Below are 22,349 nucleotides of genomic sequence, written 5' to 3'. Positions count from 1 at the left end.
CAGGTCCTGCGCTTACTATGGAACCGTCTCTTTCAGGACATCCCTAGTTTTGGACTTGGCCCGCTCTCGAGCGGGCATTTTTTTTGTCCGGAGAGAAGATGCAAAACCCACCTGTCATCCCCCTGGTGCAGCAAGGCGCAGCGGCCTGCCAGCGCCCCTGCCCGATGCGCCTGGTCTGCAAGTACCGGCCGGCGCAGCCGCCTTGCGGCCGCAGCAGCCTTACCTGATATCCTTGCCCGGCAGCGCCCAGCGCAGGCCGTGGGTGATGATGATGGGGGCCACCGTGAGGTGGTCCTCGTCGCGGATCACCTCTCCCTCCATGCGCAGGCCCGGGTAGTTCCGCGAGCGCAGGCTGCGCATGAAGGCGCGCATGTCGCGCACCATGTCGTCGTCCTTGTTGTAGCGCGGGCCCGGGCGCAGGGTCTCGTAGCCGCCCACCGCAAAATACACGTTGGCGCGCAGGTCCCGGTTCTTCGCCGCATAGGCGCGCTCGCGCTCGAACATCACCTTGTTGTTGAACCAGAGGGAAGGGCTGCCGAGCACATAGTTCTCGAAGGCGCCCGGCTCGTTGAACAGGATGTCCAGCGCCAGCAGGGAGCCGTAGGAATGGGTCATCAGCGTCTTGCGCGCCATGTCCGCGCGGTAGCGCTGGGCGATGAAGGGCAGCACCTCGTCGATGATGAAGCGGCGGTAGCCTTCCGACTCGCCGTACTTCGGTTCGCGGCCCGGCATGTCGGAGGTCACGGTCTTGTCCGCTGTGGGCGTGGGCGTGTAGTCGCGGCGGCGGCTGTAGGTCGGGGTATCGCCGCGCGCATAGGACAGGCCGACCAGGATGAACTCCTCGATCTGGCGCCCGTGGTTGCCCGCACGCGCCGCGATGGCGCGGGTGAGCGGAAATGCGTAGTTGGCGTCCGTGACGAAAACCACCGGATAGCTGCGGCCGCTCTTCTCGTAGGAAGCCGGCAGGCTCACGAAGACCTGGTATTCGCGCTGCAGGGCCTTGGCGCGGATGGTGCGCACCTCCGTCCCGTCCAGCACATAAGGCGCGCCTTCGAGGGCAATGCTGCCCTGGGCGATGGCAGCAGCGGCGGAACACGCAAGCGCGAGGCCTGCAAGAAAACGGAGAATCGGCATGGGAGCGTGGCGTTTTGCAAAAAGCGCCATTATCGCCCAAGCGGGCCGCGCGTTAAAGCATCAGCACCGCATACAGGGACTGCACGTCGCTGCGCGACTCGGCGAGGATCTCGTGCAGGGTGCCGTCGCCCACCACGAAATCGATGGTGCGGGCGGCCAGGGGAGAAGTGGCGCCGGAGCGCGTATGCAGGGGCGAGGCCACGGGCGCGAGGTCGTCCGCCAGCAGCAGGGTATCGCCCAGCGTTTCGGGCGGCAGGGCGCGCAGGCCGGTCCACATGGCCTCCACGGCGCGCCGTACCGATTCGGGCACCATCAGGCGCTCCAGCACCAGGCGGCCGATCTCCACTTCGCCGTGCATGACCCACTCTTCCGGCTCGCCGTCCGCCACGCCGGGGAATTCCTCGGCGCGCGAGAGCAGGTAGAAGCCGCCCACCTCATGCACCACGCCCGCGAACATGGCGGTATCGGGATCGACATGGGTGACGCGGCGCGCAATCACCTGGGCCAGGGCGGCCGTATGGGCCGTGTGCTCCCACAGCTGCCCGGCGCGGGCGCGCAGGGAGGAATCTTCGATGCGGCTGCCGATCTGGCGCACGAGCAGGGCGGCGACCAGGGTTTGCAGGGTGCGCACGCCCAGGCGCTGGACGGCCGAACGTACGCTGGAGATTTCGGTGCCGGAACGGTTGTAGGCGACGGAATTGGCGATCGCCACCGTGCGCGCGGCCAGCAGGGGATCGGCCGCGATGAGGCGCGCGGCGAGATCCACGTGGCAGTCGGGGTCGGCCAGCGCTTCCTGCAGGCGCAGAGAGGCGTTCACATTGGCAGGGAACACCATCTCGCCGCGCTGCGCCTCGGCGATGAGCACTTTGAAGATATCCAGTCGGTCCATCCCGAAATTATAAGCAATTATTGCCGAAAGGCATTATTTCTTTCTTAATCGGGCGCGGACTTGCCGATTGGAAACCTCAATGCTTCAGGCCTCGCGGAAGATGGCGTCGCAGCCTTCGTGCGTGCCTTCGTGGGTAGCCAGCTCGTCCACGAGCTCCATGTCTTCCAGCTCCTCGACGGCGTTGGTGAAGCTGTTGTGCTTGGTGGCCCCGATCAGGCGGTAGATATCGCCTTCCTCGTTGCGCACGCCGATCAGCAGCTTTTCCTTGCGCACCACCTCCGGCGCCACGTGTTCGAGCAGCAGGTTGCCGACAATCTGTTTGTCGAACTGGGCTGGCGTTACGCCTTCGATCAGTGAAGTTTTTAGCATCGTTGCCTTAAAGTGAAGAGAAATCAGGCGCCGGCCCGGGCCAGTACCTGCTTGAGATGGGACAGCTCCCGCTCCAGCGCGGCGAACTCTGTTTCCTGGACGGAAGCAAACAGTTCAGCGCCCTTCGCCACCACATAGGGAAAGACCTGGGCGAACAGTTTCTCCCCCTGGGGCGTGAGGCGGATGAAGAAGGAGCGCTTGTCGTCCGCGCTGCGTTCGCGCTCGACCAGGCCCTTCTCCTCCAGGCGCTCGATCACGCCGGTGAGCGTTCCCTTGGTGATCAGCGTGCGCTCGCCCAGCTCCTTGTACGGCATGCCGGGCGTATTTCCCAGCGTGGCTATGATATCGAACTGCGCGTGGGTCAGCCCACACTCACGCACATGCTGTCCCGACAGGCGTTCGAAAGCCTGCATGCACTCGGCCAGCAAGCGGATACTTTTCAGATAGCGTTCGCCCATGGGCAGGATTATATAGCGCGCACTCCCGCCGCATTCGGTTACCATTCGTAATCTTGTTGAAATAACACACTGTCGGAAGCCCTATGCCCTCCCATGCGCGCGGTATCCTTGCCCTGTTGATCGTCACCATCGTCTGGGGCACCACCTTCCCGGCCATGAAGGACATGACCGGCTACCTCTCGGCCAACTGGATCGTGCTGAGCCGCTTCGGCATCGCCAGCCTGCTCCTGCTGCCCTTCGTCATCCGCGCCGCGTGGAAGGACTTGCACTATGGCTTCCTGGCCGGGGTGCTGCTCTTCTTCTGCTACCTGTGCCAGGTGGAAGGCCTGGCCCTCACCACCTCCAACCGCAACGCCTTCATCTGCGGCCTGAACGTACTGGTCGTCCCCCTGCTGGGCATTGCCATGGGCAAATGGCCGGACCGCCGCATCGTGGTGGCGCTGGCGCTGGCCGTCGCGGGCCTCTTCGCCCTGTGCTGGGAAGGCAGCTTCTCCTGGGGGCGCGGCGACACGCTGGCCCTGCTGGCGGCCCTGAGCTTCGGCGTCTACATCAAGGTGATGGAAGTGTTCTCGCGCAAGGCCGAGCGGCTCATGACCCTGACGGCGGCCCAGATCATGACGGTGGCCGTCTTCGCCGGGCTCTGGATACTGCTGCGCGAAATGCCGCGCGGGCCGGTGGACGTGGCCCAGGACCGGGCCGACTACTGGGCCTACATCCTGCAGGGGCTGAAGCTGTACTCGGTGAACCTCGTCTACCTGGGCGTGGTGGCCACGGCCGCCATCATCTCCCTGCAAACCTGGGGCCAGAGCCATGCCACGGCCAACGAGGCGGCCGTGATCTACGCCTTCGAGCCCGGCTGCGCGGCCATTTTTGCCTATTTCTGGCTGGGCGAAACCCTGGGCTGGACGGGCCTGCTCGGCGCGGCCCTGCTGATCTCCGGTATGATAGTGAGCCAATGGAACACCCCCGAGCGGCCCCCGAGTTCGCTCGCACCCGAGTAAACGCCTTACACCGCAAGCATGTCCTTCGACGAACTCTCCCGCCTGGCCCAGGAACCCACGCTGCATGTCCTGCTGGTGAACGCGGGCGAGGCGGACAGCCTGGGCTGGTCCGGCCTGGCGCAGCCCCTGCGGCTGGCCCAGCGCCTGGCGGGCCAGCGCCTCCAGCTCGACATTCTCACCCCCAGCCAGGCCGCGGCCGACCTCAGCACCCAGTGGCACATCGCCCTGCTGGCGGCGGACGAGCAGCAGACGCCTTTGGCTCCCCAGCTCAGCCGCGCCCTGGTCGAACGCCTGCGTTCGGCGGACTGGTGGGGCGGGGTGGGCGGCGCGGTGCTGTGGCTCGCCGAGGCGGGCGTGCTGGGCGGCGTGCGCATCGCCCTGCCGTGGTCGCTGTACTCGGAAACGGAAGACATCACCTCGCGCGCCATCCTCACGCCCAATATCTACGCCCTGGACGGCCGCCACCTCAGCTGCTGCGGCGGCGCCGCCAGCATCGACTTCAGCCTGACCCTGATCGAAGCCCTGCTGGGCGCCGGAGTGCAGGCCGAGGTCAAGGAAGCGCTCTGCATCGAGCGCGTGCGCGGCCCCGAAGAGCGGCAGCGGGTAGCGCTCCAGGCCCGCTTCGGCGCCTTGCAGCCCAAACTGTCCGAGGCGGTAACGCTAATGGAAGCCAACATCGAAGAGCCCCTGTCGACGGACGACATTGCCGGGCTGGTGGGCCTGTCGCGCCGCCAGCTGGAGCGGCTCTTCAAGCAATACCTGGGCAGCCTGCCCTCGCGCTACTACCTCGAGCTGCGCCTCCAGCGGGCGCGGCAGCTGCTGCGCGACACCAACCATTCCATTGTGCAAGTGGGCCTCATGTGCGGCTTCAGCTCCGGCTCCCACTTCTCCACCGCCTTCGGCGCCCTGTTCGGCAACACCCCCCGCGAAGAACGCCAGCGCAAGCTCGCCTCCCGCTAATTTCTTAAAGGGGTCTGTCCCCAATTAAGAAACATTTCCTAATTGGGGACAGACGGGGACGCCGAGTCACCTTTAGGCAATTTTGAAAAACCTTGTCGCAGATTCAAAAGAGTTTTAGGATCGCGCCTCTTACAATGTCTACTCACCTCTTACTTCGATGGGGATTCGCCAATGAACGCCAAGCTTGATTCGTCTGTAACCACCCGCCCTGTCACCCGGCAGACTTTCGATGAAGTCCTCGTGCCGACTTATGCACCGGCAAACATGGTTCCAGTCCGAGCATCCGGCCTGGATCTGTGGGACCAGAACGGCAAGCATTACCTGGATTTCACCTCCGGTATCGCCGTCGCTTCCCTCGGCCACTGCAACCCCATCCTGATCGAGGCGCTCACCCGCCAGGCCAACACCCTGTGGCACCTCGGTAACGGCTACACCAACGAGCCGGTGCTGCGCCTCGGCCTGGCCATCACGGAAGCGACTTTCGCCGACCGCGCCTTCTTCTGCAATTCCGGCGCCGAAGCCAATGAGGCCGCGCTGAAGCTGGCCCGCCGCCACGCCCACACCAAATTCGGCCCGAACAAGTCGCGCATCGTGTCCTTCCTGAATTCCTTCCACGGCCGCACGTTGTTTACCGTGTCCGTGGGCGGCCAGTCCAAGTACACCGAAGGCTTCGAGCCGCTGCCGCCGTCGATCGACCACCTGCCGTACAACGACATCGAAGCCGCGCGCGCCGCCATCACCGACGACGTGTGCGCCGTGATCGTGGAGCCCGTGCAGGGCGAGGGCGGCGTCATGCCGGGCAATCCGGAGTTCCTGAAGGAGCTGCGCGCCCTGTGCGACAAGACCGGCGCCCTGCTGATCTTCGACGAAGTCCAGTGCGGCATGGGCCGTACCGGTTCGCTCTTCGCCTACATGGGCTACGGCGTGACTCCGGACATCCTGACCTCGGCCAAGGCCCTGGGCAACGGCTACCCTGTCGCCGCCATGCTGACCACCGATGAACTGGGCAAGACCCTGGCCGTCGGCACCCACGGCACCACCTACGGCGGCAACCCGCTGGCAGCGACCGTGGCCCTGACCGTGCTGAATACGATCAACCAGCCCGCCTTCCTGGCGCGCGTGAAGGAAGCAAGCCTGAACCTGATCGCCAAGCTGGAACAGCTGGTGAAGGATTATCCGCAGGTGTTCCACGCCGTGCGCGGCGCCGGCCTGCTGCTGGGCCTCGTGGTGGCGGAGCCCTTCAAGGGCCGCTCCAAGGATATCCAGCGCGCCGCCGAAGCCGAAGGCCTGATGATCCTGATCGCAGGCACCGACGTGGTGCGCCTGGCGCCTGCGCTGATCGTGACCGACGCCCAGATCGCCGAGGCTGACCGCCTGCTGCGCCTGGCCCTGGACGGCATGATCAAGGCTGCGTAAGCGGCCCGCCTCCCGGCCTGTCCGCCCGGTCCGCGTACCGGGCGTTTCTTATTACAAGGAGTTCCCATGTATGTAGTCCGTCCGGTAGAACTTGGGGATATTGCGGCGCTTGAATCGCTCGCCGCAGTGACCATGCCGGGTGTCCATACCTTGCCCAAGACGCGCGAGAAGATCGCGCAGGCAGTCGAGCGTTCGATTGCCTCGTTCTCGGCCCAGGTCGATATCCCAAGCGAGGAATCGTACCTGTTCGTGCTGGAGTCCCTGGCCACGCGCAAGATCTGCGGCACCGCCGCCATCTTCGCGTCCGCCGGTTCCAACGGCACCTACTTCTCCTTCCGTAACGACGTGATCCAGCAGGTCTCGCGCGACCTGAACATCAGCCACAGCGTACACGCGCTGACCCTGTGCTCCGAACTCACGGCCTATTCCCAGCTCTCCAGCTTCTACGTGGACGAGGAGGCGCTGCATGGTCCCGAGGCGGCGCTGCTTTCCCGTTCGCGCCTGCTGTTCGCCGTGCGCGCGCCGCAGCGCTTCGGCGACCGTTTCTTCGTGCCCCTGGCCGGCGTCACGGACGAAAAGGGCGGCTCGCCCTTCTGGGACGCGCTGGGCCGCAAGTTCTTCAAGATGGATTTCCTGGATGCCGAGCGCACCATCGGCGGCGCGCGTAACCGCACCCTGATCGTGGAGCTCATGCCCCACTATCCCGTCTACGTGCCGCTGCTGCCGGGCGATGCGCAGGCAGCGATGGGCCAGATCCATCCATCCGGGGAACTGGCCTTCAACCTGCTCACGTCCGAAGGCTTCGAGGCCGACGAATACATCGACATCTTCGACGGCGGCCCGATCCTGCAGGCCCACAAGCACTCGCTGCGCACCTTCACGTCCTCCATGCAACTGCGCGTGGAGAACGCCGTGCCCGCGCGCGGCGGCGACGTCACCTATGCGGTGGCTGCCGGAACAGGGCAGAACTTCCGCGCCGTGACCATACGCGGCCATGCGCTGGAGGGCGGCGACTCGATAGGCCTGAGCGCCGATGTGCAGGACCTGCTGCGCGTGTCGCCGGGCGACGCCGTGACCTGTGTACGTATCTGATGCCGCAATCACTTATCGCGAGAAACCTATGCTAGTTGTACGCGCCATCAACGCCAACGACCTGAATGCCCTGTACAGCCTCGCCACGCAGGTCGGCACCGGCATGACCACGCTCAAGCCCGACATGAAGATGATGGGCGAGCGCCTCGAAACGGCCTGCGCCTCCTTCGCCGAAACCATTCCGCCCGAACAGCGCGACTACATGTTCGTGATGGAGGACACCAGCAATGGCCGCCTCGCGGGCGTGTGCGCCATCAAGGGCGCCGTGGGCCTGACCGAGCCTTTCTACAATTACCGCATCGGCACCCTGGTGCATTCGAGCCGCGAGCTGAACGTGTTCACGAAGATGGACACGCTCTACCTCTCGAACGACCTTACGGGCAGCAGCGAACTGTGTTCGCTCTTCCTGCATCCGGACTACCGCCAGGGCCACAACGGCAAGCTGCTGTCGAAGAGCCGCTTCCTGTTCATCGCCCAGTTCCCGCACCTGTTTACGCAAAAGCTGATTGCGGAAATGCGCGGCTTCCAGGCCGAAGACGGCAGCTCGCCCTTCTACGAAGGCCTGGGCCGCCACTTCTTCAAGATGGACTTCCACCATGTGGACGACCTGACGGCGCTGGGCAAGAAGTCCTTCATCGCGGAGCTGATGCCGCGCCAGCCGCTCTACATCGCCTACCTGCCGCAGTCCGCGCAGGACGTGGTGGGCAAGGTGCACCTGTCCACGGCGCCTGCGCGCCGCCTGCTGGAGCAGGAGGGCATGCACTACGAGGGCTATGTCGATATCTTCGACGCGGGCCCGGTGCTGCAGGCCCGTGTGTCCGAACTGCGCGCCATCCGCGACAGTGAACTGGCCGTGGTGGAGCGCGATACCGACGTGGCGCATGCCTGCGCCCCTGCCAATCCCGAACCGACGCTGGTGTCCAACACCACGCTGAAGGATTTCCGCATGATCGTTACGCAGGCCACGCCCGCGAACGGCAAGATCGATCTCGGCGCCGTCGAGCAGAAGCTGCTGCACACGCAGCCTGGCGAGACCGTGCGCACCCTGTCACTCAACGTGAGGAAGAACGCGAATGTCTGAGCAAGCACTGAGCAATTTCATCAACGGCCAATGGAAGGCCGGCAGCGGCGCCGAACTGGTGACCATCAACCCCGCCAACGGCAAGCAGACCTGGGCCAGCCGCGAGTCCACCGCCGCCGACGTGGCGCAGGCCGCCGAAGCCGCCCATGCCGCCTTCGAAGCGTGGGCCTACCGTCCGCTGGAGGAGCGCATCGCCATCGTCACGAAATTCCGCGACCTGCTGAAGGAAAACGCGGAAGAGCTGGCGCTGCTGATCGCCGAGGAGGTGGGCAAGCCGATGTGGGAAGCGCGCACGGAAGTGACCACCATGGCCAACAAGGTGGATATCTCCATCCAGTCCTATGGCGCGCGCACGGGCGAAACCCACAACAAGGTGGCCGACGGCGAGGCCGTGCTGCGCCACCGTCCGCACGGCGTGTTCGCTGTTTTCGGTCCCTACAACTTCCCCGGCCACCTGCCGAACGGCCATATCGTGCCTGCCCTTATCGCCGGTAACACGGTGGTGTTCAAGCCGAGCGAATACGCCCCGCGCACCGCCGTGAAAACGGTGCAGCTGTGGGAAAAGGCGGGCGTGCCTGCCGGCGTCATCAACCTGGTCAACGGCGGCCGCGAAACGGGTGTGGCCCTGGGCCAGAATCCGCTGATCGACGGCGTGCTGTTTACGGGCAGCAGCCAGACCGGCGCCGCCCTGCATAAGCAGTTCGGCGGCCAGCCGGGCAAGCTGCTGGCGCTGGAAATGGGCGGCAACAACCCGCTCGTGGTGTGGGACGTGAAGGATATCGACGCCGCCGTCTTCATGGCGATCTCCTCGGCCTTCATTTCGGCAGGCCAGCGCTGCACCTGCGCGCGCCGCCTGGTGGTGCAGGATACGGCGCAGGGCCATGCCTTCATCCAGCGCCTGGTGGAAGTGGCCTCGAAGATCACCGTCGGCGAATCGAACGCCGAACCCCAGCCCTTCATGGGCCCTGTGGTATCGGCCGCCGTGGCGGAGAAGCTGCTGCAGGCGCAGAAGGATATGGTCGCCAAGGGCGGCAGGCTGCTGCTGGAGATGAAGCAGCTGCAACCGGGCACCGGCTTCGTTTCCGCGGGCATCGTGGACGTGACCGACGCCAAGGGCATTCCGGACGAAGAATGGTTCGGCCCCCTGCTGCAGATCGTGCGCGTGAAGGACTTCGATACCGCGCTGAAGGTTGCCAACAACACGGACTTCGGCCTGGCCGCCGCGCTGCTCTCGAACGACGACGCCTTGTGGCAGAAGTTCCAGCTGCGCGCCCGCGCCGGCATCGTGAACTGGAACCGCCCGACCACCGGCGCGGCCAGCAGCGCGCCGTTCGGCGGCGTCGGCAAATCAGGCAACCACCGCCCGAGCGCCTACTACGCGGCCGACTACTGCGCCTATCCTGTCGCCTCCATCGAGAACAGCGCGCTGGAGATGCCCGCCAAGCTGTCGCCCGGCCTTCACTTCTGAGGTGCATGATGCCTAACGCACGCGAGTTCAATTTCGACGGCCTGGTCGGGCCTTCGCACAACTATGCCGGGCTCTCCTTCGGCAACGTGGCCTCCTTCAACAATGTGAAGAGCGCCTCCAACCCGAAGCAGGCAGCCTTGCAGGGCCTGGCCAAGATGCGTGCGCTGGCCGCGCGCGGCTTCGCCCAGGCGGTGCTGCCGCCGCAGGACCGTCCCAACTTCCGCCTGCTGCGCAGCGTGGGCTTCACGGGCAGCGATTCGGAGGTGCTGGCCAAGGCCTACAAGGAGTCGCCCGTCATCCTGGCCTGCGCCTACTCGGCCTCGCCGATGTGGACGGCCAATGCGGCCACCGTCAGCCCTTCGGCCGACACGGCCGACCGCCGCGTGCACTTCACGCCTGCTAACCTGAACAACAAACTGCACCGCGCACACGAGCATGTGCAGTCGGCCCGTGCCCTGCGCGCCATCTTCGCGGACGAGCGCCATTTCGCCGTCCACGACGCGCTGCCCGGCACGCCCGCTTTCGGCGACGAGGGCGCGGCCAACCACACCCGCCTGTGCTCTGCCCATGGCGCGGACGCCGTCGAAATGTTCGTCTACGGCCGCGTGGAGTTCGACGCCGCAGCGCCTGCGCCAAGGCGCTATCCCGCCCGCCAGACGCTGGAAGCTTCGGAAGCGGTGGCGCGCCTGCACGGCCTGAACGCGGCGCGCACCGTCTACGTGCAGCAGAATCCGGACGTGATCGACCAGGGCGTCTTCCATAACGACGTGATCGCCGTGGGTAACGCCAACGTGCTGTTCTACCACGAGCAGGCCTTCGCCGACGAGCAGGGCGCGCTCTTCCAACTGCGCCAGGCCATGGCAGGCGTGGATGCCGAATTGACGCCCATCCGTGTCGATACCGGCATGGTGCCGGTGCAGGATGCGGTGAAGAGCTACTTGTTCAACAGCCAGCTGCTGTCGAAAGAGGGCGGCCGGATGGCGCTGGTGATCCCGCAGGAATGCCAGGAAGTGGAATCCGTGGCGCGCTATCTCGAAGGATTGGTGCGCGGCGGCGGTCCGGTCGATGAGCTGATCCACTTCGACCTGCGCCAGAGCATGCGCAACGGCGGCGGGCCCGCCTGCCTGCGCCTGCGCGTGGCGCTGACCGATGAGGAGGCGCGCGCCATGCACCAGGGGGTCATCATGACCGAAGCGCTGTATCATCAGCTGGTTGCCTGGGTCGAGAAGCACTACCGCGACCATCTGGAACCGAAGGACCTGGCCGATCCCGCGCTGGCGATCGAGGTGAACGCCGCACTGGAGGAACTGACCCGCATTCTGGGCCTGCCAGGCCTGTATGATTTGTAATCCCGCTTTTCACCCACATCTGCGGGCATGGCCGCCCGGCCAGAAGCGGGAGCGGCGCACGGAATACCTATAACGTATTGGAGATGCATGATGACAAAAATGCCACAAGACCTGCGCAAGGAAACGCTGGAGCTGGTTAACGCAGGCAAGGCAGCGCAAGGCACGCAGCTGGAAGCCCTGATCTCGGCCTGGCTGAAATCCCTGGACGATGAAGACCTGGCGGGCACCGCGCCCGACAGCCTCGCGCCGGTTCTTGTGGAAGGCTTCACGCAGGCGTCCAAACGCACGACTTCCGGCTGCCAGATCGCCACCATGCGCTACGCCGACGGCAGCGGCGGCATGGCCACCGCCCTGCTGATCCTGAACGACGACATGCCCTACCTGGTGGACTCCATCGTGATGGCCATGCGCCGCCAGCACGTTGTGGCGAACGGCGTGATGAACGCCGTGCTGCGCGTGCGCCGCTCCGAGGACGGCGCCGTGGCGGCCGTCGGCGAAGAGGGCGCGAAGGCCGAATCCTATGTTCTCTGCCTGCTCTCCGAGGAGCTGGACGCCCAGGCGCTGAAGGAACTCGTCGAGCGCATCGAAATGGTGGCGCGCGACGCCGCCGTCGTGAAGCGCGACCTGGCCGCCATGCAGGACCGCATGAGCGCCGTCGCCGCGGACGCCGCGTCGCGCAGCGAAGAAGGCGCCGAAGTAGCAGCCTTCCTCGAGTGGGCGCGCAAGGAAGGCTTCGAGGTGCATGGCTATGCCTACTACCAGATCAAGCCGGGCGTGCGCGAACTGGAGCGCGATATCCCGAGCCGCATCGGCGTGCTGCAGGACACTTCGCACCCCGTGTACGGCACCTGCCTGGCCAATATCCCCGGCGACTTCGAAACGCTGACGCGCCGCGGCCATACCCTGTCCATCGTGAAGGCGGACGTGAGCGGCACCCTGCACCGCGACCAGCAGCTGGACTTCATCGGCGTGCGCAACACTGACGCGCAAGGCAATATCCTGGGCGAACACTGCTTCGTGGGCCTGTTCACCCGCGCCGCGAACCTGACGCCGCTGGCCCGCCTGCCCTTTGCGCGCGGCCGCATCGCCAAGGTGCTGCAGATTGCAGGCGTACGCGAGGAAGGCTTCCGCGCCGAGAAATTCATCGAGATCCTCGAGTCCCTGCCGCGCACCGAAGCGCTGGAAGCGGACCCGCAATGGCTGGCCGAAGTGTGCGGTTCGGTCGTGTCCCTCTACAAGCAGCCCCGCACCAAGGTGTTCGCGCGCCGCGACGTGTACGGCCGCCACCTGAACGTGCTGGTCTACCTGCCGCGCGAGCGTTACAGCGCAAGCGTGGCGAATGCCCTGTCGCGCGCCCTGCAGGATAGCTCGGGCGCCAGCAACGTCACCATGCAGACCCTGGTGGCGGACGGCCCCCTGGCCCGCGTCTACCTGATCGCGCGCGCCGCGCGCTATCCGCTGGACCTGGAGGGCGATATCCAGCGCCCGCTGCTGACCATCCTGGACGGCTGGCACAACAGCTTCTCCGAGCTGGCCAACGCCGTGCCGGACGAGCCGCTGCGCAACAAGCTGCGCCGCCTGTGCTCCACGCTGCCCGTCGATTACGTGAGCACCACCTCGCCGGTGGTGGCCTTCCACGACCTGGACAAGATCCTGCGCAATGGCGACGAGTCGCACACTGCGGTCCGTATCGAAACCACGGAAGGCGCGCCGACCACCATCCGCATCTACTCGGTGGAGAAGGTGCCCGCGCTGTCCGCTCTGCTGCCCGCCCTGCACAATGCGGGCGTATCCATCGACCGCGAACAGGCCCATTCCATCCGCACCGCCGACGGCAAGCGCCACTACGTGACCAGCCTGACCGTGGACGCATCCAGCGCCGAGAAGCTGGCGCGCCCCGGCATCGCGCAGGTGGCGGAAGACCTGTTCACCAAACTGTTCAACAACGACGTGGAAGACGGCCGCCTGAACGGCCTGGTGGTCGAAGGCGGCCTGTCCCCGCATGAAGTGCAGCTGGTGCGCGCCTACATGAGCTACTGGCGCCAGACCGGCACCCAGCTTTCCGTGCGCTATATCGCGGAGACCGTGCGCAAGCAGCCTGCGATGGTCAAGGAGATCGTGGACGCCTTCAAGCAGCGCTTCAACCCCGCGCTGGACGAAGCCACGCGCAATGGCGCGCGCGACACCCTGCTCGCCATCAAATCGCGCCTGCCTTCCGTGAACCATGCGGACACCGAACTGATTCTGGCCGCTCTGATCGACCTGATTCTGGCCACGCTGCGCACCAACTACTTCCAGAACGTGGGCCAGGGCGACAAGATCATCTTCAAGTTCGACACCAGCAAGCTCTCGCTGGTGCCCGAGCCGCGTCCTTTCCGCGAGATCTACGTGTTCTCGCGCCGCTTCGAAGGCGTGCACCTGCGCGGCGGCCCCGTGGCGCGCGGCGGCCTGCGCTGGTCCGACCGCATGGAAGACTACCGCACCGAAGTGCTGGGCCTCGTGAAGGCGCAGATGGTGAAGAACGCCGTGATCGTGCCTGCGGGCGCGAAGGGCGGCTTCGTCTGCAAGCAGATGCCGGCAGGCGCCCCGCGCGACGTGGTGGCGGCCGAAGGCGAAGCAGTCTACCGCCTCTTCATTTCCAGCCTGCTGGAAGTGACGGACAACCGCGTGCTGGGCAAGATCGTTCCGCCTGAAGACACGGTCTGCTACGACGGCAACGACCCCTACCTGGTGGTGGCGGCCGACAAGGGCACCGCGACCTTCTCCGACATCGCCAACAGCATCGCCGTGAAGCGCGGCTTCTGGCTGGGCGACGCTTTCGCGTCGGGCGGCTCGAACGGCTACGACCACAAGAAGCTGGGCATCACGGCCAAGGGCGCCTTCGAGGCAGTGAAGCGCCACTTCTACGAGATGGGCCACGACATGGACAGCACCCCGTTCACCGTGGTGGGCGTGGGCGACATGTCCGGCGACGTGTTCGGCAACGGCATGCTGCTCTCGAAGCAGATCAAGCTGCTGGCGGCCTTCGACCACCGCCACATCTTCCTCGACCCGAACCCGGACACCGCGAAGTCCTTCGACGAGCGCGCCCGCATGTTCGCGCTGCCGCGTTCCTCCTGGGACGACTACAACAAGGAGCTGATCTCCGAAGGCGGCGGCGTGTTTGCGCGCAATGTGCGCAGCATCGAGCTCTCGCCGCAGATCCGCAAGGCGCTGGACATCGAAGAGACCTCGCTCACGCCGGAAGAGCTGATGCACCGCATCCTGCTCGCGCCGGTGGACCTGTTCTACAACGGCGGCATCGGCACCTACATCAAGTCGTCCTCCGAAACGAACGCCCAGGTCAAGGACCGCGCCAACGACAGTATCCGCGTCAACGGCAATGAGCTGCGCTGCAAGGTGGTGGCCGAAGGCGGCAACCTGGGCGCGACCCAGGCGGGCCGCATCGAGTTCGCCCTGTCCGGCGGCCGCATCTTCACCGACGCCATCGACAACTCGGCGGGGGTGGACTGCTCGGACCACGAGGTGAACGCCAAGATCTGGCTGGACGTGGAGGTGAACGCGGGCCAGTTGAGCGAAGAAGAGCGCAACCGCGTGCTGAACGACATGACCGGGGATATCGAACGCCTCGTCCTGCGCGACAACACCCAGCAGACGCGCCTCCTGGTGCGCGAGCTGCAGGCCCAGGGCGATGCGCACGTGCAGGAAGGCTATGCCGCGCTGATCGCCAGCCTGGAGGAAGAGGGCGCCCTGTCGCGCGAACTGGAACAGTTGCCAAGCGTGGCCGAACTGGCGCGCCGCAAGACGGACGGCCGCGGCCTCACCACGCCGGAACTGGCCGTGGTCATCGCCAATGTCAAGAACCGCTACAAGCGCATGCTGTCCGCCCTGCCGCTGACGGAGGAAAGCTGGGCCGAGTCCGTGCTCAAGCCCTACTTCCCTGACCTGCTGGTGGCGACCCGTCCCGCGCTGGCCCACCCGCTGGCCAACGCCATCCTCGCGACCGTGCTGGCGAACGAAGTGGTCAACCGCTGCGGCCCATTGATGATCCGCGATCTCGCTGCGCAGCATGGCGGCGACGAGTCGGACGTCATCCTGGCCTGGGGCCAGGCCTGGTCCGCCCTGCACCTGGCGCCGATCTTCGACACGCTCGATGCGGACATGCTGAAGGTACAGCGCAGCGTGGCGATTGCCGTCGATGCGCGCAGCCGCACGATGCTGAAGGCAGTGATCGAAGGCGCGCTCACGGTGCCGAAAGACCAGCTGCGCGGCGGCAGCGGCATTGCCGAACTTGCGCGCCTGTTCGGCGAGCCGTCCACCATCTCCAAGCTCACCCCGGCGGGCGCTTCGGATGCGGATGCGCACACCGGCCTGCGTCCGGAGTACGTGCAGGCCTGGAAGGCGCTGGATGCGATCGAAGGCGTGGCCGCCTTCGTGTTCGCGGCGCTCTCCGTCAAGCGCCCCGCGGGCATGGACCTTCCGGCCTTCCTGCAGGTGGGCATGTCCCTGCGCAGCCAGGCAGGCATCGACAACCTGGAGCGCGGCCTCAAGCTGCCTGCAGCGAACCGCTCCCAGGAACAGCTGCGCGCCTACGCCCTGCAGGCCCTGCGCCGCACGCAACAGCGCCTGCTCACGCAAGTGCTGCTGCGAGCCACGGAAGGCCACGACGCGGTGGAAGCGGTGGAAGTCGTCACCTGCACGCTGGGCCTCTCCGGCTATCCCGTCGCCACGGACCTGGAACAGGCAATGCTCGACGTATGGGCCCTGTCCGAGGCAGTGAACGCCGTCGGCATGGCGCAGGCAGCGTAAATGGCCGGTGCAGCACAAGGCAGCGCACTGCCATCGGCAGTGCGTGCGCTGGCCGAAGCCGACTTCAGCTCAGTCGCGCGCAGCTTCCGGGCTGCGGGCTTCGCCGTTGAAGAACCGGCGGACGGCATCCTCACGATCAGGAAAGGCGGGAACCGTCCCGCCGTTCTGGTATCGGTCGGCGTGCATGGCGATGAAACGGGACCGATCGAACTCACCGCCTTCCTGCTCGACGCGCTCGCGCAGGAACCGGAAAAGCTGGCGGTGGACCTGATGCTCTGCGTCGGCAATATCGGCGCCATCCGCGAAGGCAAGCGCTTCATCGACGCGGACCTCAACCGCATGTTCCGTCCCGAACGCGGCACGCTGGCGGGCACCGCCGAAGCCGCGCGCGCGGACGTCATGATCGCCGCGACCAGTGCCTTCTTCGCCAATGCGGGCAAGGAGCGCTGGCACCTCGACCTGCACACGGCCATCCGTCCGTCCTTCTATCCCGCCTTCGCCATCGTCCCCGACCTGATCGAGGACAGTGCAAAGCGCAAGCTGATCGACTGGATGGGGGCGGCCGCGATTGGCGCCATCATCATGAACCCGGCCTCCGTGGGCACCTACAGCTACTACAGCGCCGAGCACCATGGCGCGGCGGGCACCACGGTCGAACTGGGCAAGATCGGCACCCTCGGCCAGAACGATCTGAGCCAGTTCGCGGACGCCAGCCGCGCCCTGGACAGCCTGCTGCGCGGCGAGGCCCTGAAGCAGGTGGCGCCGCCGCAGGTCTTCAAGGTTGCGCGCAACATCATCAAGCAAAGCGACGGCTTCCGCATGGCCTTCGGCAAGGACACGCAAAACTTCACTGTCCTCAAGCGCGGCGACGAGATCGCGCGCGACGGCGAAACGGTCTATCGCGTCGAGAATGAAGAAGAGTACGTCGTCTTCCCCAACCCCGACGTCCGCATCGGCCTCCGCGCCGCCCTCATGGTCACCCGCTAACGGTTCAGTCCGTGTCCACTTCTGGTGCCAGGGAAGAAATTTGGACACGAGCCCGTCCGTAGGGGCCGATAGGCTGAGCCTGTGTCCACTTTTCTTCCCTGGCACCAGAGTTGGACACGGGCTCAGCGGGAAGTTTTCGGCCGGGGTAGACTGGTGGAATTGCCAATCTTTTCGAGGAGTTCGTATGTCGATGACGATGTCGCAGGTGTCGGTGCCGCTGTTTGTGCGCGGCTTGAAGGTGCTGTCCACGCTGCTCGCCAAGGGCGAGGAGTTCGCCGCGCAGCAGGGCATGGTGCCGGAGGCGCTGCTGGCCGCCCGCCTGGCCGACGATATGCTCCCCCTGTCCGCCCAGGTCCAGCGCGCCAGCGATGCGTCCAAACTCGCCGTCCAGCGCATCTCCGGCGTCGAGTCGCCGAAGTTCGCCGACGATGAGACCTCTTTCCAGCAGCTCCAGGAACGCATCGCGAAGACCATCCAGTGGCTGGAGAGCGTGCCTGGCACCGAGCTGGACACGGGCGAGGCCAGGACCGTGGCCTTGAACTGGGGCTCCTTCAGCGCTTCCTTCCAGGGGCAGGACTATCTCCTCAGCTTCGCCCTGCCGAACTTCTATTTCCATGTGGTGACGGCCTACGATATCTTGCGCAACCAGGGCGTGAAAATCGGTAAGCTGGATTACCTCGGCCCTTTCGATCAGGCGTAAAAAAGCCGCCGGACCCCACAGGGGCGCGGCGGCCATGGCGGTGCAGCCTGGCTCAGGCTTTAGCCAGCTGGGCGATGGGCGCCTGCACGTTCTTGCTGCGCTGGGCGCGCGCCTTCGAAGGGGACGGAGCCTGCGCGGCGTTTGCCGGGCCAGGAGCCGAAACCGTTGCATAGCCCGCAGCCGGGGCGGGGGCGCCGGCCGCCGCCACAGGCGTGCCCTGGTGCGCCGGCAGCCAGCCGACAATCGCTGCGGTCGAAACAAGGCTCAGCAGGATAACGCCCAGCGCGCCAATCATCATCAGCGGGTGAACGCGGGAGGTTTGGGTCGGAATTTTTTGATACAGCGTCATGATGGGCTCCCCTGTGAGACTTGTTAATGCATGAGTCTCAATGTACCTTTGGCATCCTTGGCAATCTAGACATTGCGCTGTATCAAAAGTAAGTAACTGTAACTTTTTGAGGGTGGACTCGACATGAGCGGGCGCCAGTACGACCAGCTGATCTTCGATTTCGACGGCACCCTGGCCGACAGCTTCCCCTTTTTCCTGGAAGTCTTCGACACCCTGGCGGATGCCCACAGCTTCCGCCGCCTCGACCGCGGCAATCTCGACACCCTGCGCCACTACGACGTGAACCAGATGATGCGCCACGTCGGCCTGCCCCGCTGGAAGCTGCTGCCCGTGGCGCTCCAGTTCCGCGCCCTGATGGCCCAGAACATCGCCCGCATCTCCCTGTTCGAGGGCATGCGCGAGTTCCTGCGCGTGGCGTCGGAGCGTGGCCTGCGCCTGGCTGTCGTCAGTTCCAATTCGGAAGCCAATGTGCGCGCCGTGCTGGCGGAGGAGGCGGCCCTGTTCCACCATTACGAGTGCGGCGTGTCCCTCTTCGGCAAGCAGCGCCGCCTGCGCCGCGTGCTGCGCGAAGGCGGCGTGCCCGCCACCCGCACGCTCTGCCTGGGCGATGAGGTGCGCGACCTGCTCGCCGCCCATGCCGCAGGCCTGGATTTCGGCGCCGTGAGCTGGGGCTATGCCGCGCCCGAGGCCCTCGCCGCCCGCTCGCCGCGCCTGCTGTTCCGCTCCGTGGACGAGCTGGCGAGCCGCCTGGCGGCGCGCTGAATATTTCCACGCCGTTGTGTTTCTTATACAAAATTCCTTTAGGGCCGAGCCCGGCTCTGGGCCTATAATCGCCGGATTATTTAGCGCCCAAAGGATTTGCTTGTGAACCAAACGCTGGTCCAGAAACTCACCCGCATCAAGCCTGTCGAAGCCCACGCCGAAGATGACCACGCAGCCGAAGGCGGCCTGGCGCGCTCCCTCGGCCTCTTCTCCCTGACCATGATCGGCGTCGGCGCCACCATCGGCACCGGCATTTTCCTCACGATGGCCGAAGCCGTGCCCAAGGCCGGTCCCGCCGTGCTGCTGTCCTTCCTCATGGCGGCCGTCACCGCGGGCCTCACCGCGCTGTGCTACGCCGAACTGGCCTTCCGCATCCCGGCTTCGGGTTCCTCCTATTCCTTCGCCTATGCCACGGTGGGTGAATTCCTCGCCTTCGTCATGGCCGCCTGCCTGCTGCTCGAATACGGGCTGGCCGCCAGCGCTACCGCCATCGGCTGGTCGGACTATCTGAACAACTTCCTGAACAACGCCTTCGGCTGGGACATTCCTGCCTGGCTGCGCACTCCGCTCATTGCATCGAGTCCGGACGGCGCGGTCTGGCACACCGGCCATATCAACCTGCCGCCGATGATCCTGTGCGCCCTGTGCTGCATCCTGCTGGCGCGCGGCACGAAGGAATCGGCGCTCACCAACACCATCATGGTCATCATCAAGCTGGCCATCCTCGTCTTTTTCATGGTGGTTGCCTTCACGGGCTTCGACAGCGCGAACTTCACGCCCTTCTTCAAGACCGAAGGCGCTCCCGGCCTGGTGGGCATGGCCGGGGTGACGGCGGCCGCGGGCACCGTCTTCTTCTCCTTCATCGGCCTGGATACGGTGGCCACGGCGGGCGAGGAGGTGAAGAACCCCAAGCGCAACGTCCCGCTGGGTATTCTCGGCGCCCTGCTGATCGTGACCGTGTTCTATATCCTCGTTGCCGTGGCCGCGCTGGGCGCGCAGCCTGCGAAGATGTTCGAAGGCCAGGCAGCCGGCCTGTCCGTGATCCTGCAGAACGTAACGGGCAGCGCATGGCCTGCGCTGGTGCTGTCTGCAGGCGCCGTGATCTCGGTGTTCTCCGTGACCCTGGTGACCATCTACGGCCAGACGCGAATCCTCTACGCCATCTCGCGCGACGGCCTGGTGTCAAAAGTGTTCCAGCGCGTGAACCCGCGCAGCCACGCACCAGTCGTCAACACCATCATCGTGTCCATCGTCGTGGCCCTGCTGGGCGGCCTGGTGGATTCCACCTTCCTCTGGGATATGGTGAGCATGGGCACCCTCACCGCCTTCATTGTGGTCTCCATCGCCGTGCCGGTGATGCGCCACAAGGAGCGCAAGGCGGGCGAATACAAGAAGGGCGGCTTCCGCGTGCCCTTCGGCCCCTACCTGGTGCCGGGGCTGTCGATCTTCGCCTGCCTCTACATCATGGTCGACCTGCCGACCACCACCCGCGTCGTCTTCGGCGTCTGGATGGCGGCCGCCGTGGCGACCTATTTCCTTTACGGTATTCGCAATTCCCGTTTGAACAAGGCCTGAACCATGTACGTCAAAGCTATTGCGCAGGCGAGCATCCTCGCTGCAGCGCTCATTTCCTCCGCCGCCCAGGCCGACGGCATCCGCAGCTACCGCAACGTTGCGCTCTCCGCCGACGGCGAACGCATCGCCGCCATCGAAACGCCGGGCAGCGCCGAAGGCCGCCGCTCGCATGCCACCATCGTCGTGCGCGATGCGGGCAAGGGACAGATTCTCTGGTCCAGCGATCCATGCAGCAGCTGCAGCTACGACCGCCCAAGCTGGTCGCCGGACGGCCGTGCCGTGGCCTTCATCGGCCGCGACAGCAAGGCGGGCAGCGCAATGCTCTACGTGGCGGAACAGGGCAAGGCCCGGCAGGTCGCCACGGTGAAGGGCGTTGCCAGCACGGCGCGCTGGTCGCCGGACGGGAAGACGCTGGCGCTGCTGGCCACGCCGGGCGCACGCAAGGAAACCGGCGCCACGGCGGCAGGCGCGCGCCTGATCGGCGAGATCGGTTCCGAGGAAGACGCGCAGCGCATCGCTTCCGTGCCGGCGCAGGGCGGCGAACTGAAACTGCTGTCGCCCGACGACACCTTCGTCTACGAATACGACTGGACGCCGGATGGCAAGGGTTTCGTGGCCACGAGCGCCAAGGGCAATGGCGACAACAACTGGTGGGTGGCGAAGCTGACCTATGTGGATGCGGCCACCGGCGCATTGCGCGTGATCGCATCGCCGGGCACCCAGCTGAATATGCCGCGCGTGTCGCCGGACGGGCAAACGGTGGCCTTCATCGGCGGCCTGATGAGCGATTTCGGCGTTATCGGCGGCGACATCTACACCGTGCCGCTGGCGGGCGGTGAGCCGAAGAACATCACGCCCGGCTTCAAGGGCACTTTCAACGGCCTGGCATGGAAGCGCAAGAGCCTGATGGGCACCGCGCTGATGGGCGACCAGCAGACCGTTCTCGCCATCGACGCGCAAAGCGGCAGGACGGAGAAGCTGTGGTCCGCCGCAGTGAGCAGCAGCGGGTCGGATGGCCGCATGTCCTTTAACGCGGACGGCAGCATGGCCGCGGGCACCGTCGAGGACTTTGAACATGCGCAGCATATCGTGGCGGGCCGCCTGCCACAGCTGGCGCAAGTCACGCATGACAACGACGGCGCGGCGCCCCAGGTCTCGGTGCGCAATATCGCGTGGACCAACGAGGGCTTCAATGTGCAGGGCTGGCTGCTCGGCCCGCAGAAGACGGAAGCGGGCAAGCGTTATCCCATGATCGTGCGCGTGCACGGCGGCCCTGCTTCGGCAGCAGCGCCGCGCTATATCGATGCGGACGGCAGCGGCGATTCGATGGTGAAGGCCCTGATCGACAAGGGCTATTTCGTTTTCCTGCCTAACCCGCGCGGCAGCTTCGGCCAGGGCCAGGAGTTCGCACGCGCCAACCGCCGCGATTTCGGCGGCGGCGACCTGCGCGACATCCAGACCGGCATTGACGCTGTGCTGAAGACCGTGCCGGTAGATGGCGAACGGCTTGGTGTGATGGGCCACTCCTACGGCGGCTTCATGACCATGTGGACGGTGACGCATTCCAACCGCTTCAAGGCTGCGGTGGCCGGTGCGGGCATCGCGAACTGGATCAGCTACTACGGCCAGAACGGCATCGACCAGTGGATGATTCCCTTCTTCGGCGCCTCGGCCTACGACGACCCAGCCATTTACCGCAAGCTTTCGCCGATCGAAAGCATCAAGAACGCGAAGACGCCAACGCTGGTGTACGTCGGCGAGCGCGATGTCGAATGCCCGCCTGCGCAGTCGATGGAGTTCTGGCATGGCCTGCGCGCCATGGGCGTGCCAAGCTCGCTGGTGATCTATGAAGACGAGGGCCACAGCATCCGCAAGCCCGAACATGAACGCGACCTGCGCCAGCGCACGCTGGCCTGGTTCGACAAGTACCTGTCGAAGTAAAAAAAACCG

The 22,349-nt window shown here is 65.7% G+C and carries 19 protein-coding genes; 14 read left to right on the top strand and 5 right to left on the bottom strand.

Features of this window, described 5'->3' with window-relative positions; all coding sequences use genetic code 11:
- Positions 1-98 precede the first annotated feature (98 nt).
- Entirely contained in the window at positions 99-227 is a 129-nt protein-coding gene (locus LSQ66_RS24750; RefSeq protein WP_269449107.1) for a hypothetical protein, read from the top strand.
- Here LSQ66_RS24750 and LSQ66_RS19940 read toward each other — a convergent pair.
- The 4 genes from LSQ66_RS19940 to LSQ66_RS19925 form a co-directional block, all read right to left on the bottom strand.
- The gene (locus LSQ66_RS19940) at positions 220-1,134 is read right to left on the bottom strand and encodes an alpha/beta hydrolase (protein ID WP_231766925.1); all 915 of its coding nucleotides are present in this window, start codon (positions 1,132-1,134) and stop codon (positions 220-222) included. The genes LSQ66_RS24750 and LSQ66_RS19940 overlap by 8 nt on opposite strands.
- 52 nt (positions 1,135-1,186) lie before the next feature.
- Positions 1,187-2,023: an HDOD domain-containing protein gene (locus tag LSQ66_RS19935; protein ID WP_231766924.1), complete on the bottom strand. Its 837-nt coding sequence runs from the start codon at positions 2,021-2,023 to the stop codon at positions 1,187-1,189.
- Positions 2,024-2,107: 84 nt separating this feature from the next.
- Complete coding sequence (locus tag LSQ66_RS19930) at positions 2,108-2,392, bottom strand: hypothetical protein (RefSeq protein ID WP_231766923.1); 285 nt, start codon at positions 2,390-2,392, stop codon at positions 2,108-2,110.
- 23 nt (positions 2,393-2,415) lie between these two features.
- Positions 2,416-2,850 (bottom strand): MarR family winged helix-turn-helix transcriptional regulator, encoded by a 435-nt coding sequence (locus LSQ66_RS19925; protein ID WP_231770162.1) that lies wholly within the window; start codon positions 2,848-2,850, stop codon positions 2,416-2,418.
- Between the two features lie 83 nt (positions 2,851-2,933).
- Here LSQ66_RS19925 and LSQ66_RS19920 point away from each other — a divergent pair, with 83 nt between their 5' ends.
- The 10 genes from LSQ66_RS19920 (at position 2,934) to LSQ66_RS19875 (ending at position 17,713) form a co-directional block, all read left to right on the top strand.
- Complete coding sequence (locus LSQ66_RS19920) at positions 2,934-3,851, top strand: DMT family transporter (protein ID WP_231766922.1); 918 nt, start codon at positions 2,934-2,936, stop codon at positions 3,849-3,851.
- 18 nt (positions 3,852-3,869) lie between these two features.
- The gene (locus tag LSQ66_RS19915; protein WP_231766921.1) at positions 3,870-4,811 is read left to right on the top strand and encodes a GlxA family transcriptional regulator; all 942 of its coding nucleotides are present in this window, start codon (positions 3,870-3,872) and stop codon (positions 4,809-4,811) included.
- Positions 4,812-4,982: 171 nt separating this feature from the next.
- Complete coding sequence (locus LSQ66_RS19910) at positions 4,983-6,227, top strand: acetylornithine/succinyldiaminopimelate transaminase (protein ID WP_231766920.1); 1,245 nt, start codon at positions 4,983-4,985, stop codon at positions 6,225-6,227.
- A 66-nt stretch (positions 6,228-6,293) separates the two neighbouring features.
- Positions 6,294-7,319: an arginine N-succinyltransferase gene (locus tag LSQ66_RS19905; RefSeq protein ID WP_231766919.1), complete on the top strand. Its 1,026-nt coding sequence runs from the start codon at positions 6,294-6,296 to the stop codon at positions 7,317-7,319.
- A 28-nt stretch (positions 7,320-7,347) separates the two neighbouring features.
- Positions 7,348-8,400 (top strand): arginine N-succinyltransferase, encoded by a 1,053-nt coding sequence (gene astA / locus LSQ66_RS19900; RefSeq protein ID WP_231766918.1) that lies wholly within the window; start codon positions 7,348-7,350, stop codon positions 8,398-8,400.
- Positions 8,393-9,868, top strand: coding sequence for a succinylglutamate-semialdehyde dehydrogenase (gene astD / locus LSQ66_RS19895; protein ID WP_231766917.1), 1,476 nt, complete (start codon positions 8,393-8,395; stop codon positions 9,866-9,868). Before astA ends, astD begins: the two co-directional genes overlap by 8 nt.
- Before the next feature lie 8 nt (positions 9,869-9,876).
- Complete coding sequence (astB, locus tag LSQ66_RS19890) at positions 9,877-11,217, top strand: N-succinylarginine dihydrolase (protein WP_231770161.1); 1,341 nt, start codon at positions 9,877-9,879, stop codon at positions 11,215-11,217.
- Between the two features lie 90 nt (positions 11,218-11,307).
- On the top strand, positions 11,308-16,026 hold the full coding sequence (locus LSQ66_RS19885; RefSeq protein ID WP_231770160.1) for an NAD-glutamate dehydrogenase domain-containing protein: 4,719 nt from the start codon (positions 11,308-11,310) through the stop codon (positions 16,024-16,026).
- Positions 16,027-17,013 carry a succinylglutamate desuccinylase gene (locus tag LSQ66_RS19880; RefSeq protein WP_231766916.1) on the top strand — a complete coding sequence of 329 codons (987 nt, stop codon included), beginning with the start codon at positions 16,027-16,029 and terminating at the stop codon, positions 17,011-17,013.
- A gap of 184 nt (positions 17,014-17,197) precedes the next feature.
- A complete protein-coding gene (locus LSQ66_RS19875; RefSeq protein ID WP_231766915.1) occupies positions 17,198-17,713 on the top strand; it encodes a DUF1993 domain-containing protein in 516 nt (171 codons plus the stop codon).
- Positions 17,714-17,765: 52 nt separating this feature from the next.
- On the opposite strand, the gene LSQ66_RS19870 is transcribed toward LSQ66_RS19875, so the two are convergent.
- The gene (locus tag LSQ66_RS19870) at positions 17,766-18,062 is read right to left on the bottom strand and encodes a hypothetical protein (RefSeq protein WP_231766914.1); all 297 of its coding nucleotides are present in this window, start codon (positions 18,060-18,062) and stop codon (positions 17,766-17,768) included.
- 123 nt (positions 18,063-18,185) lie between these two features.
- On the opposite strand from LSQ66_RS19870, the gene LSQ66_RS19865 reads away from it, so the two are divergent.
- The 3 genes from LSQ66_RS19865 to LSQ66_RS19855 all read left to right on the top strand — a co-directional run bounded on the left by LSQ66_RS19865 (position 18,186) and on the right by LSQ66_RS19855 (position 22,340).
- The gene (locus LSQ66_RS19865; protein ID WP_231766913.1) at positions 18,186-18,824 is read left to right on the top strand and encodes an HAD hydrolase-like protein; all 639 of its coding nucleotides are present in this window, start codon (positions 18,186-18,188) and stop codon (positions 18,822-18,824) included.
- A 102-nt stretch (positions 18,825-18,926) separates the two neighbouring features.
- Positions 18,927-20,399, top strand: a complete 1,473-nt coding sequence (locus tag LSQ66_RS19860; RefSeq protein WP_231766912.1) for an APC family permease — start codon at positions 18,927-18,929, stop codon at positions 20,397-20,399.
- A gap of 3 nt (positions 20,400-20,402) precedes the next feature.
- Positions 20,403-22,340, top strand: coding sequence for a S9 family peptidase (locus tag LSQ66_RS19855; RefSeq protein WP_231766911.1), 1,938 nt, complete (start codon positions 20,403-20,405; stop codon positions 22,338-22,340).
- Positions 22,341-22,349: the final 9 nt, after the last annotated feature.

Origin of the sequence: Massilia endophytica, assembly GCF_021165955.1 — a bacterium.
GTDB classification, from domain to species: domain Bacteria; phylum Pseudomonadota; class Gammaproteobacteria; order Burkholderiales; family Burkholderiaceae_D; genus Rugamonas; species Rugamonas endophytica.
This window is presented reverse-complemented; position numbering and strand designations above follow the sequence as displayed.

Coding starts and splice junctions, on each gene's coding strand:
- LSQ66_RS19885 (WP_231770160.1), top strand. CDS start 11,308: ATGACAAAAATGCCACAAGACCTGCGCAAGGAAACGCTGGAGCTGGTT.
- LSQ66_RS19910 (WP_231766920.1), top strand. CDS start 4,983: ATGAACGCCAAGCTTGATTCGTCTGTAACCACCCGCCCTGTCACCCGG.
- LSQ66_RS19930 (WP_231766923.1), bottom strand. CDS start 2,392: ATGCTAAAAACTTCACTGATCGAAGGCGTAACGCCAGCCCAGTTCGAC.
- astA (WP_231766918.1), top strand. CDS start 7,348: ATGCTAGTTGTACGCGCCATCAACGCCAACGACCTGAATGCCCTGTAC.
- astD (WP_231766917.1), top strand. CDS start 8,393: ATGTCTGAGCAAGCACTGAGCAATTTCATCAACGGCCAATGGAAGGCC.
- LSQ66_RS19915 (WP_231766921.1), top strand. CDS start 3,870: ATGTCCTTCGACGAACTCTCCCGCCTGGCCCAGGAACCCACGCTGCAT.
- LSQ66_RS19875 (WP_231766915.1), top strand. CDS start 17,198: ATGTCGATGACGATGTCGCAGGTGTCGGTGCCGCTGTTTGTGCGCGGC.
- astB (WP_231770161.1), top strand. CDS start 9,877: ATGCCTAACGCACGCGAGTTCAATTTCGACGGCCTGGTCGGGCCTTCG.
- LSQ66_RS19935 (WP_231766924.1), bottom strand. CDS start 2,023: ATGGACCGACTGGATATCTTCAAAGTGCTCATCGCCGAGGCGCAGCGC.
- LSQ66_RS19865 (WP_231766913.1), top strand. CDS start 18,186: ATGAGCGGGCGCCAGTACGACCAGCTGATCTTCGATTTCGACGGCACC.
- LSQ66_RS24750 (WP_269449107.1), top strand. CDS start 99: ATGCAAAACCCACCTGTCATCCCCCTGGTGCAGCAAGGCGCAGCGGCC.
- LSQ66_RS19870 (WP_231766914.1), bottom strand. CDS start 18,062: ATGACGCTGTATCAAAAAATTCCGACCCAAACCTCCCGCGTTCACCCG.
- LSQ66_RS19905 (WP_231766919.1), top strand. CDS start 6,294: ATGTATGTAGTCCGTCCGGTAGAACTTGGGGATATTGCGGCGCTTGAA.
- LSQ66_RS19920 (WP_231766922.1), top strand. CDS start 2,934: ATGCCCTCCCATGCGCGCGGTATCCTTGCCCTGTTGATCGTCACCATC.
- LSQ66_RS19855 (WP_231766911.1), top strand. CDS start 20,403: ATGTACGTCAAAGCTATTGCGCAGGCGAGCATCCTCGCTGCAGCGCTC.
- LSQ66_RS19925 (WP_231770162.1), bottom strand. CDS start 2,850: ATGGGCGAACGCTATCTGAAAAGTATCCGCTTGCTGGCCGAGTGCATG.
- LSQ66_RS19940 (WP_231766925.1), bottom strand. CDS start 1,134: ATGCCGATTCTCCGTTTTCTTGCAGGCCTCGCGCTTGCGTGTTCCGCC.
- LSQ66_RS19880 (WP_231766916.1), top strand. CDS start 16,027: ATGGCCGGTGCAGCACAAGGCAGCGCACTGCCATCGGCAGTGCGTGCG.